At 72.1% G+C, this 9880-nt stretch carries 9 protein-coding genes and 1 pseudogene; 6 read left to right on the forward strand and 4 right to left on the reverse strand.

Annotation, left to right across the window (positions count from 1 at the left end):
- Positions 1 to 359: 359 nt before the first annotated feature.
- The 5 genes from AB0F29_RS30705 (at position 360) to AB0F29_RS30725 (ending at position 4591) form a co-directional block, all read left to right on the forward strand.
- Entirely contained in the window at positions 360 to 752 is a 393-nt protein-coding gene (locus AB0F29_RS30705; protein ID WP_361878783.1) for a hypothetical protein, read from the forward strand.
- A complete protein-coding gene (locus tag AB0F29_RS30710; protein WP_361878786.1) occupies positions 749 to 1354 on the forward strand; it encodes a 3'-5' exonuclease in 606 nt (201 codons plus the stop codon). Before AB0F29_RS30705 ends, AB0F29_RS30710 begins: the two co-directional genes overlap by 4 nt.
- A complete protein-coding gene (locus AB0F29_RS30715) occupies positions 1351 to 1542 on the forward strand; it encodes a hypothetical protein (RefSeq protein WP_361878789.1) in 192 nt (63 codons plus the stop codon). The genes AB0F29_RS30710 and AB0F29_RS30715 overlap by 4 nt, the downstream gene beginning before the upstream one ends.
- A gap of 295 nt (positions 1543 to 1837) precedes the next feature.
- Entirely contained in the window at positions 1838 to 3721 is a 1884-nt protein-coding gene (locus AB0F29_RS30720) for an ABC transporter ATP-binding protein (RefSeq protein WP_361878831.1), read from the forward strand.
- A gap of 489 nt (positions 3722 to 4210) precedes the next feature.
- A complete protein-coding gene (locus AB0F29_RS30725; protein ID WP_018960356.1) occupies positions 4211 to 4591 on the forward strand; it encodes a hypothetical protein in 381 nt (126 codons plus the stop codon).
- Positions 4592 to 4601: 10 nt separating this feature from the next.
- On the opposite strand, the pseudogene AB0F29_RS30730 reads toward AB0F29_RS30725, so the two are convergent.
- Together AB0F29_RS30730 and AB0F29_RS30735 are read right to left on the reverse strand one after the other, a co-directional pair.
- Positions 4602 to 4901 (reverse strand): annotated as a pseudogene (locus AB0F29_RS30730) (DUF2809 domain-containing protein); the annotation flags it as partial.
- Positions 4898 to 6289 carry an MFS transporter gene (locus AB0F29_RS30735; RefSeq protein ID WP_361878793.1) on the reverse strand — a complete coding sequence of 464 codons (1392 nt, stop codon included), beginning with the start codon at positions 6287 to 6289 and terminating at the stop codon, positions 4898 to 4900. The pseudogene AB0F29_RS30730 and the gene AB0F29_RS30735, both read right to left, overlap by 4 nt.
- 73 nt (positions 6290 to 6362) lie before the next feature.
- On the opposite strand from AB0F29_RS30735, the gene AB0F29_RS30740 reads away from it, so the two are divergent.
- A complete protein-coding gene (locus AB0F29_RS30740) occupies positions 6363 to 7391 on the forward strand; it encodes a helix-turn-helix domain-containing protein (RefSeq protein ID WP_361878834.1) in 1029 nt (342 codons plus the stop codon).
- Positions 7392 to 7401: 10 nt separating this feature from the next.
- Here the strand turns inward: AB0F29_RS30740 and AB0F29_RS30745 are convergent, their stop codons facing one another.
- Both AB0F29_RS30745 and AB0F29_RS30750 read right to left on the reverse strand, forming a co-directional pair.
- Positions 7402 to 8451, reverse strand: a complete 1050-nt coding sequence (locus tag AB0F29_RS30745; RefSeq protein ID WP_361878796.1) for a Zn-dependent alcohol dehydrogenase — start codon at positions 8449 to 8451, stop codon at positions 7402 to 7404.
- Positions 8448 to 9572 carry an acyl-CoA dehydrogenase family protein gene (locus tag AB0F29_RS30750; protein ID WP_361878799.1) on the reverse strand — a complete coding sequence of 375 codons (1125 nt, stop codon included), beginning with the start codon at positions 9570 to 9572 and terminating at the stop codon, positions 8448 to 8450. Before AB0F29_RS30750 ends, AB0F29_RS30745 begins: the two co-directional genes overlap by 4 nt.
- Positions 9573 to 9880: the final 308 nt, after the last annotated feature.

Here is a 9880-nt window from a genome sequence, read left to right on the forward strand (position 1 = left end):
TGCCAGAACCTATCGCTCACGAGCGCCGAGGCATCGATGGAGCGCTCTTGATCATTTACAGCCCCGCCGCCACTCGATCTGGTGACGTGCAGAGAAGGTGCCTGCTGCTCTGCAACGGCGTTCTGCTCTTCGAGGACACCGGCGGCCCGACGGGCGGATCATCGCCCCGTACCGCGCGCCGTTCGCCGGTCCCCGCCGCGAAAGGCTGGCGGCCGGATGACTGACGTGAAGGTCCTGGACGAGATGGGCCAGCACGGATACCTGCGAGATCGGGTGGAGGGATCCTCGACGAGGTCGTGCCAGTGGTCCGGCCGAGCAGTCGCAGACGATGCTCGTACCGGCAGCGCCGGCGCACTCCGGTGTTCTCTGCTCCCGGGTCGATCAAGCTCGTGGAGCAGGGCCACTCCTACTGGGCGGACCAGGCAGTCACCCGTCGCCTTTTCGGCGAGCCGAAGGACATCCACACCGCCCCCGCGTCCATCCGGACCAACGTCTACCAGAATGCGTTGAGGGACAAACGCATCGCCCGGATGCGGCGTGGCCACGACATCTACACGGAAGGCCGGCAGTTCGTGACCGCGGCCATCACCGAGCGCGCCATCGTCGTTGAAGGTCTGGACGAACCGCCGCGCTACTTCCTCCAGCACGGGTTCGGCTACCAGTGCCACGACCGCGCCAAGCCCCATCACCACCGCCGGCACGGCCGAGCTGACATCGGCTGGGAGGCGAAGAACGGACACCCGACCGTATGAACTTCCCCTCCTGGCCCGCGCTGCTCGTCGTCGACGTCGAAGGCAACGGCGCCAACCCGCCCGACCTGGTCGAGGTCGCCGCGCTCCCCGTACGCGACGGACAGCCCGACACGAGCACGGCCGGCGCCTGGCTGATCAAGCCGCCCCGTCCCGTCACGCCCTTCGCGGCGCGGGTGCACGGCCTCACCAACCAGGTCCTCGACGGGAAGCCGGGCTGGGAGGAGGTCCAGGACCAGGTCCACGCCTGCCTCGGCACGGCGTGGATCACCGCCCACAACGCGCACGTGGACTACCGCGTCCTGTCCGCGCACCTGCCGCAGTGGAAGCCGGCCGGGGTCATCGACACGCTCCGGCTGGCCAAGGCCACCTATCCCGATCTGCCCAAGTACAGCCTCGACGCCCTGATCGAACACGTCTCCCCGGACCTGAGTCAGGCCCCGGCCTCCGGTCGGCACCGCGCCCCCTTCGACGCCTACGCGACCGCGCAACTTCTCACCGCCATGGCCACCAAGTACGCGAACTGGGAACAGCTCGTGGCCGCCGCCGTCCCGCCGGGTCTGCCCGGCGCCCCCGAAGCCGAACAGGAGCCCACCCTGTGGTGACCTCGACGAGCCTCATCCGCATCGGCGTGATGGGCACCCACTCCACCGGCAAGAGTCTTCTCATGCGCCGGACCGAGATGGAGCTGCGCGGCTGGGACATCCCGGTCGCGCGCACCGGCGGCCTCGGCCGGCGCGCCGCCAAGGTGCCGCTGCCGAGAGGCCGGAGAGGCCGGAGAGGCCCACGATAGTTGTGACCGGCAACATCGGCTCTCTTGTCCGGCGTACGTCACACCCTCGCCCCTCTCGCCGGACGGCCCTCGAAACCTCATCCGCCCCAGGGGTTTCGAAGGTCGGCGATTCGGCCAACTGACACGTTCGGAGTGCGGCTCCGTACCGGTGCGCCCACGCCCACTCCGTTGCTACGCATGGGCGCCTACGCGTCCGAAATCGAGCGCGTTCGAGTCCACGTCGGCGTCGTTATGCCGTGCACTGCCCGGGCCATCCAGGCCCGGCGTCCATCCCCACGGGAGGGAACAGGTGACTGTGACCGCCGCCTCGACCGAATCCTCCGAGACACCTCCCCCGCCACCCCCGGCCACCATCACCTTCAACGGTAAGCACGGCAAGAACCCGCTGGCAGACGCCAGTTTCAGCGCCATGTGCCGCCGCCTCCCCTCCGTGCTGGGGCGCACCGCGCGCATGGCGTGGGCCGTCGACGGAGCAGCCGCACTGCTCCTCCTCGCCTGCCAGCTCCTTACCGGCGTCTCGGCCGGCGTCGTCCTCGCGTTCACCGCGCAGGCCATGACCCACCTTCTCGGCAACGACGAGGTACCCGAACGCCTGCACAACGCCTTGCCCGCTCTGATCATCGTCACGGCCGCTGCCGGCGTAGGCCGTGTCAGCAGCGCCCTGTCCTCCTATGCCAACGGCCGGATCACTCCGCGGCTGATGACCGAAGCAGACGTCGCCCTGGTAGCCGCCGTGTGCCGGGTCGAATCCTCGGCCTACGGCCAGGACGGCTTCAAGGACAGGCAGGAGGCCGCAGAGGTCGGGGTGACGCGTACGTCCATGATGGTGCAGGACGCTCAGCGATTCATGTCCGCTCTGGTTCGCATGATCGCTGCCAGTTCCGTCATCACAGCTCTCCACCCCCTGATGCTGCCGCTGCTGCTCCTGGCCGTCATTCCCGCCGGCGCCGGGGCGGTCCTGTCCGCGCGCGTCGACTACGAGACCCACTACCTCAACGTCGGCGACCGTAACGTCCGTGCGCTCATGCGGTCGTGGGCCACCTTCTCCCGACACGGAGACGAGGTCCGGGCCAACGGTATGACCGGCTACCTCATCTACTGGTACCGAGCCCTCTCCGACCGCATCGACCAGCGGACCCTCACCGCAGCCCCCCGCCTGTTGCGCATCACGCTCGCCACCAGCGCTCTCGGCGGAGTGTTTCTGTGCGGCACCTGGGCCACTCTCGCCTGGCTCGCCGCCACCGGTCGCGTGGGACTGCCCATTGCCGCTACCGCCGTCGTCGCCGTGCAGACCACACTCGCCGCCCTCGGCAATTTCGTGATCTACGGGGCAGCGCTGTTCCACACCTCGCTCTACCTGGCAGACATGCGCGCATTCCTCGACATGGCCGAAGAGCTGGCACCCAAGCGCGGCGAGCTGACGATCCCGGAGGTCGTCGAAGAGATCAGGATCGACGAAGCGGTGTATCAGTACCCGGGGAAGGACGAACCCGCCGTCGCAGGGGTCTCACTCTCCCTGCGCCGTGGAGAGATCCTGGCCATCGTGGGCGAGAACGGCTCCGGAAAGTCGACACTGACCAAGCTGATCACCGGCATCCTCCTCCCTGACAAGGGCCGCGTCCTCTGGGACGGCATCGACCTGGCCCAAGCCGACCCCGACGCCGTGTGGAACCGGACCGCACTCGTCCCGCAGAACTTCGCCTGCTGGCCGCTGCGTGTCCGCGAGAACATCACGCTCGGCCAACCCCGCACCTTCGACGACGACGCCGTATGGGACGTCGTCGACGCCGTCGGTATGCGCGACGCGGTGGAGAAGTTGCCCCAGCATCTGGACACACTCCTCACCAGGGAGATGTTCGGTGGAGCCGAACTGTCCGGCGGCCAGTGGCAGCGCTTGGTGTGCGGACGAGCCCTCTACCGCCAGACGCCCCTGCTGATCCTGGACGAGCCGACGTCTCAGATGGACGCGCGCGGGGAGCATGCCCTGTTCCTGGAGATCAAGAGAATTGCGGCCGGCCGCATGACGATCGTCGTCACCCATCAACTTGAGAACACACGCCTTGCGGACCGGGTGCTTGTCATGGACAAGGGCCGCGTAATCGAGCACGGGGCGTACGACGACCTGGTCAGTGGCGGTGGCTTGTTCGCCGAACTCGTCGCGCTGGCCAAGGACCGGTGACTGCGAGTACCTCCCTTGCAGGATCCGCGGCTCGATACGCAAGGCCGAGGTTTTCCGCAGGCTCGAGTGCTCACTGACCTCGAAGTTTCGTCATGGTCCGTCGATGGACTGGTAGACCGTTTTCGTGCCGTGGACTGAGGCTGCACAGGCCGAGGGGCCGAGTGTCGTCTCGCGGTGGCACCGGGCTCCACTGCCAGGGGTGTTGAGGTGTCGAAGGGACGGAGAATCCGCTGGTCACGTAGGTCACATAGGTCACGTCAGCCAGCATCCGGGGCCGGACAGGTGCGGACGAGCGGCCCGGAGGACATGCTTCGCAGGGATCGGGCTACACCCGCCCTGTCCCGCCATCCGGACCGCCCGCTCCCGCCCGCCCACCGCCCGCTCCCGCCCACCGCCCCGCCGGGCTCCGCCCGGGGCCTGCGTACGATCTCGCCCGTACGCGAGAACCGTCAGCGAGCCGGTCAGCGAGAACCGAGTACGAGGAGCGTCATGCACTGGGCCCTGCGCCAGGAATTCGACCGTCGGGCCGGCGCCCGCGTGGTCTGGGGAGTGGGGCTGTCCGCCGTGGCTGCCGGGCTGCTGCTGTGGTTCGGCTGGCTGCTGCTGGTCCCGTACACCGTCCCGTCCCACATCCGGGACGTGGAGTGCGGCTCCCCCCTGGAGAACGGCGGTTCGCACAACAGCCGTTCCGTCTGCGCCGGGCAGCGCGAGTGGCCCGAACTGCTCGGCATCCTGGCCCTGTCCGTGCCCACGACCGCGGCGGGCGCGGCGCTCATCGTCAGCGGCACCTCCCGACGGCGCGTCAGCGCCCATGTCTTCGAGGTGCTGGAGGCGCAGGCGAGCGAGGAGCGGGCCCGCGCCAAGAAGTGAGCCGGGGACCGGGCCGCGCGCGGGGCGCGCAGAACGCGACGAGGGTGCAGAGCAGCACCGTGTAGAGCGCGCTCCCCGCGTACTTGGCGAAGGCGCCTTCCGCCCCGGCGGGCACGGCCAGGCCCGCGGCGACGGTGACGACGGCGGCCGCCGCCGCGACCGCACGGGCCGTGGAGGCGCGGGACAGGGAGGCACGGGACGTAGCGACGCGCGCTGCGGAGGCGCGGGGCGCGGGCGGGCGTCGCGCCGTGGAGGGTCGTCGCCCCGTGGAATCGTCCGCGCGCTCCGGGGGCCGCGCCGATGGCCTCATACCAGCCCGATCCTCTTGAGCTGCCGGATCGGCCGGGCCACCAGCAGCACCGCCACCACCCCCAGGTTGATCACGGCCGCCGCCACCAGCAGCTCCGGCGCCCCGACCGCCTCGGCCACCGGGCCCGCCAGGGCGCGGCCCGCCGCGACCATCAGGAGCGAGCCGGCCACATCGTAGGCGTGCAGCCGGTTCAGGGCCTCCGGCGGGACGTGCGTCTGGACCGTCGTGGACCACATCACCAGCCAGAACGCGGCGGACCCGCCCGCCAGCATCTGCCCCGCCGCCAGCACCGGCAGCGGCATGCCGAGCGCCAGCACCAGCAGGCTCACCGCCACCAGCGGCAGCGCCACCGCCCCCGCCGCCAGTGGATGCGACGGGCGCAGCCGCAGGGCGAGGAGTCCGCCGACGACGCTGCCCGCCCCGTTCACCGCCATCAGCATGCCGTACGCCCCCGAGCCGTGCGCCTCGGTGACCAGGACGGCGGTCAGCGGGAGCATCGGGCCGAGGACCGCGAAGCCGTACACCGTCCAGACCGCGATCACTCCCCACAGCCAGGACCGGGCCCGGAACTCCCGCCATCCGTCGACCAGTTCCGCGGCGAAGGTGCCGCGCGCCGCGTCGTCGTGCGGGGCCGGGGCCAGCCGCATCAGGAAGAGGCAGGCCCCGGAGACCGCGAAGGTCGCCGCGTTCGCCGCGTAGACGGCGCCGGCGCTGGCGAGGCCGACGAGCACTCCGGCGAAGGCGGGCCCGGCCATGGTCATCAGCGCCTCGGCGACCCTCAGCACCGCGTTGGCGCGCTGGACGTCGGTGGAGACGCGCGGCACGGTCGAGGCGACCCCGGGCTGGAAGAGCGCCGCGCCGACGCCGGCCACCGAGCTGAGGACGTACACCGACCACAGCGGCGGGTTGCCCGTCGCGAAGGTCACGGCCAGCACGGAGGCGCCGATCAGCCGCAGGGCGTCGGCGATGATCATCATGCGGCGCGGGGTGAACCGGTCGGCGAGCACCCCGCCGAACAGGACGAACACCGCGAGCGGCCCCATCCAGGCGGCGAGCGCGAAGCCGACCGAGGAGGCGGGCCGCCCCGCGCCCAGCAGCCCGGCGGTCAGGGCCACCGGGATCATGCCGTCGCCGAAGAGCGCGACCGTACGGGCCACGAAGAAGTAGCGGAAGTTACGGTTCCAGAGCCGCGCGGGGCCGGGGGCGGAACCGAACGAGGACCCGGCGCCCAGGCCCGTCCCGGCGGGGCCGCCGGGCCCGCCGGGATCGAGCGGGGGCAGCGTCGCGAGCGGGTTCGGGTCCGGGAGCGGGTTCGGGGGCGGGGTCTGGGTCGTTCGGGTGTCGCACGCGGCGTCGGGAAGGGACGCGCGCTCTGTCGGCTTCTCCATCACGTCGCTAACCTGTACCAGCTCGTGGTCTATACCACTACAGCAATTTCCTGTGATCTTCGAGGAGGCCGTCGTGCAGCACCGCGTCGTCGTTCTGGCCCTCGACGGGCTGCTCCCCTTCGAGCTGGGCATCCCGCAGCGGATCTTCGGCCGCAGTCTCGGCACGGAGACGGGCGGGAAGGGCGGGAGGCTGTACGACGTGGTGACCTGCTCCATCCGTCCGCCGGGCCCGGTCCGGACCGACGCGGACTTCTCCATCCTCGTTGAGCACGGCCCGGAGGCGCTCGCCACCGCCGACACGGTGGTCATCCCGGCCTCCTACGAGCTGGGCCCGGTCTTCGAGGAGGGCCGCCTCACCGAGGAGCTGGCCGCGGCGCTCGCCCTGGTCAGGCCCGGCACCCGGATGGTCTCCATCTGCACCGGCAGTTACGTCCTGGCGGCGGCCGGCTACCTCGACGGCCGCCCCGCCACCACGCACTGGTCGTCCGCCGACCACTTCCAGCGGACCTTCCCGCAGGTCCGTGTCGACCCGGACGTCCTGTTCATCGACGACGGCGACGTCCTCACCTCCGCCGGGGTCGCCGCCGGGATCGACCTCTGCCTCCACCTGGTGCGGCGCGACCACGGGACGGCCGTCGCGAACGAGATCGCGCGCCGCACGGTCGTGCCCCCGCACCGGGACGGCGGGCAGGCCCAGTACATCCACCGCCCCGTCCCCGAGCCGCAGTTCGCGACCACCACCGGCGCCCGGGCCTGGGCGCTGGCCCGTCTCGACCGGCCGATCCTGCTGCGGGACATGGCGGAGCAGGAGGCGATGAGCGTACGGACGTTCACGCGCCGCTTCCGCGAGGAGGTCGGGATCAGCCCCGGCCAGTGGCTCACCCAGCAGCGGGTGGAGCGGGCCCGGCACCTGCTGGAGTCGACGGACCTGTCCATCGACCAGGTGGCCCGCGACGCGGGTTTCGGCACGGCGACCTCGCTGCGCCAGCACTTCCAGGCGGCGCTGGGCGTACCGCCGACGGCCTACCGGCGTACGTTCCGGTCCTCGGCGGACCTCGCGCCCCGGGGCGGCCCTCGTGCCCCGGCCCGGGGACGCCTGTAGAGGACGCGGCTCAGAAGACCAGGACCCCCCGGGCCACCCGCCCGTGGTGCGCGTCGTCGGCCGCCTTGGCGAAGTCCTCCACCGGGTACGTCTCGGTGACCAGTTCGTCCAGCAGCAGCCGGCCCTCCCGGTAGAGGTCCGCGTACAGGGCGATGTCGCGCTGCGGACGGGAGGAGCCGTAGCGGCAGCCGAGGATCGACTTGTCCAGGTACATCGAGGAGACCAGGAACGACGCCTCGGCGCTCGCCGCCGGTACGCCCAGCAGCACGGCCTGTCCGTGCCGGTCGAGGAGGTCGATCGCCTGGCGGATCAGCTCGGTGCGGCCGACGCACTCGAAGGCGTGGTCGGCCCCGTCGGGCAGGATGTCGCGCACGCCCTCCGGGCTCGTCAGGAAGTGCGTGGCGCCGAACTGCCGGGCCACCGCCTCCTTCGCCGGGTTGCTGTCGACGGCGACGACGGTGAGCGCGCCGGCCAGCCGGGCCCCCTGGAGCACGTTGAGCCCGATGCCACCGGTCCCGATGACCACGACGGTGTCGCCCAGGCCGACCTTCGCCCGGTTCAGGACGGCCCCGACGCCGGTCAGGACCCCGCAGCCGATCAGGGCGGCCGAGGTGAGGGGCAGGTCGTCCGGGATCTTCACGGCCTGGACGGCCCGCACCACCGTGCGTTCCGCGAAGGCGGAGTTGGAGGCGAACTGGAACAGCGGCTTCCCACCGCGCGAGAACGGCCGCCCCGGCCGCCCGATGGCCTTCCGGCACATGGTCGGCCTCCCCCGGTCGCACTGGGCGCAGGCCCCGCAGTTGGCGAGGGTGGAGAGCGCGACGTGGTCACCGGGCCGCACGTGGGCGACGCCGGGCCCGACCGCTTCCACCACGCCCGCGCCCTCGTGGCCGAGGACGACGGGGACCGGGAAGGGGATCGTGCCGTCGATCACCGACAGATCGCTGTGGCAGAGTCCGGCGGCGGCGACCGCCACCAGCACCTCTCCGGGGCCCGGGTCCCGTATCTCCAGGTCGTCCACGACCTCGGTCCGTGTGCCGTCGAAGACGACGCCTCTCATCTGGGCTCCCTCGGTAGGCCGAGCACCCGCTCGGCGATGATGTTCCGCTGGATCTCGTCGGAGCCGCCGTAGATGGTGTCGGCCCGGCTGAAGAGGAACAGGTGCTGTGCGCCGTCGAGTTCGTACGGCCGTCGCTCCGACCAGGGCTCGGGCCCGACGGCCCCCGCCTCGCCCGCGACCTGCACGGCCAGTTCGCCGAGCCGCTGGTGCCAGCCGCCCCACAGCAGCTTCGCCACGCTGGGCGCGCCCGGGTCGCCGGCGGAGCCCAGGGTGCGCAGGGCGTGCCGGCGCATCGTGTCCAGCTCCGCCCACTGCCGGACCAGCCGTGCCCTGATGACCGCGTCCTCGGCGGCCCCGCTCGCCACGGCGGCGGCGACCACCCGGTCCAGCTCCTCGGCGAACCCGACCTGCTGGGCGAGGGTGGAGACCCCGCGCTCCAGGGCGAGGAGGCCCATGGCGACCTGCCAGCCGTTGCCCTCGCCGCCGACGACCTCCGAGGCCCGCGCCCCGTCGAGGAACACCTCGTTGAACTCGCTGGTCCCGGTCAGCTGGCGGATCGGCCGCACCTCGATCCGGCCCGGCTGGTCCATCGCCACCAGCAGGAACGACAGCCCGTGGTGGCGGGTGGAGCCGGGGTCGGTGCGGGCGAGGACGAAGCACCAGTCGGCGTCCAGGGCGAGCGAGGTCCAGATCTTCTGCCCGGTCACGGCGTAACCGCCGGCCCCGTCCGGCACGGCCGCGGTCCGCACCCCGGCGAGGTCGGAGCCCGCCCCCGGTTCGCTGTACCCCTGGCACCACAGCGTCTCGCCCCGGGCCACGGGGGGCAGATGGCGCTGCTTCTGCTCCTCGGTGCCGTACGTGATCAGGGTCGGGGCGAGGAGGTTCTCCCCGATGTGGCCGATCCGGGCGGGGGCCGCGGAGCGGGCGTACTCCTCGGCCCAGACGACCTGCTGGGCGAGGGTGGCGCGGCGGTTGCCGTAGCTCTCGCCGTCCTCACCGGGCCAGCCGATCCCGATCCACCCGGCGCGCCCGAGCTCGCGTTCCCACGCGTGGGGGTCGGGGGCGGGGGTGTCGGCGAGGTGGCTGTGCAGCCAGCTGCGCGCCTCGGTACGGAAGTCCATGGTGCCTCCTGTCGTCCCCGGGGGCGCCGCCCCCGGACCCCTGCTCCTCAATCGCCGGAGGGGCTTGAATGTGCTCGGCCGAGCGTCTGCGGACGGGGTGCCGACTCCAGCCCGTCCGGCGATTGAGGACCGGGGGTTCGGGGGCGGAGCCCCTGATCAAGCCCGTCCGGCATTTGAGGACCGGGTCCGGGGCAGCGCCGGGGGGGGGGGGGGCGCCCCGCCCCCCCCCCCCCCCCCCCCCGCCGCGGGGGGGGGGGGGGGCCCCCCCCCCCCCCCCCCCCCCCGCCGCGGGGGCGGGGGCCCCGCCG

Source organism: Streptomyces sp. NPDC026589, assembly GCF_040638385.1.
GTDB lineage: Bacteria > Actinomycetota > Actinomycetes > Streptomycetales > Streptomycetaceae > Streptomyces.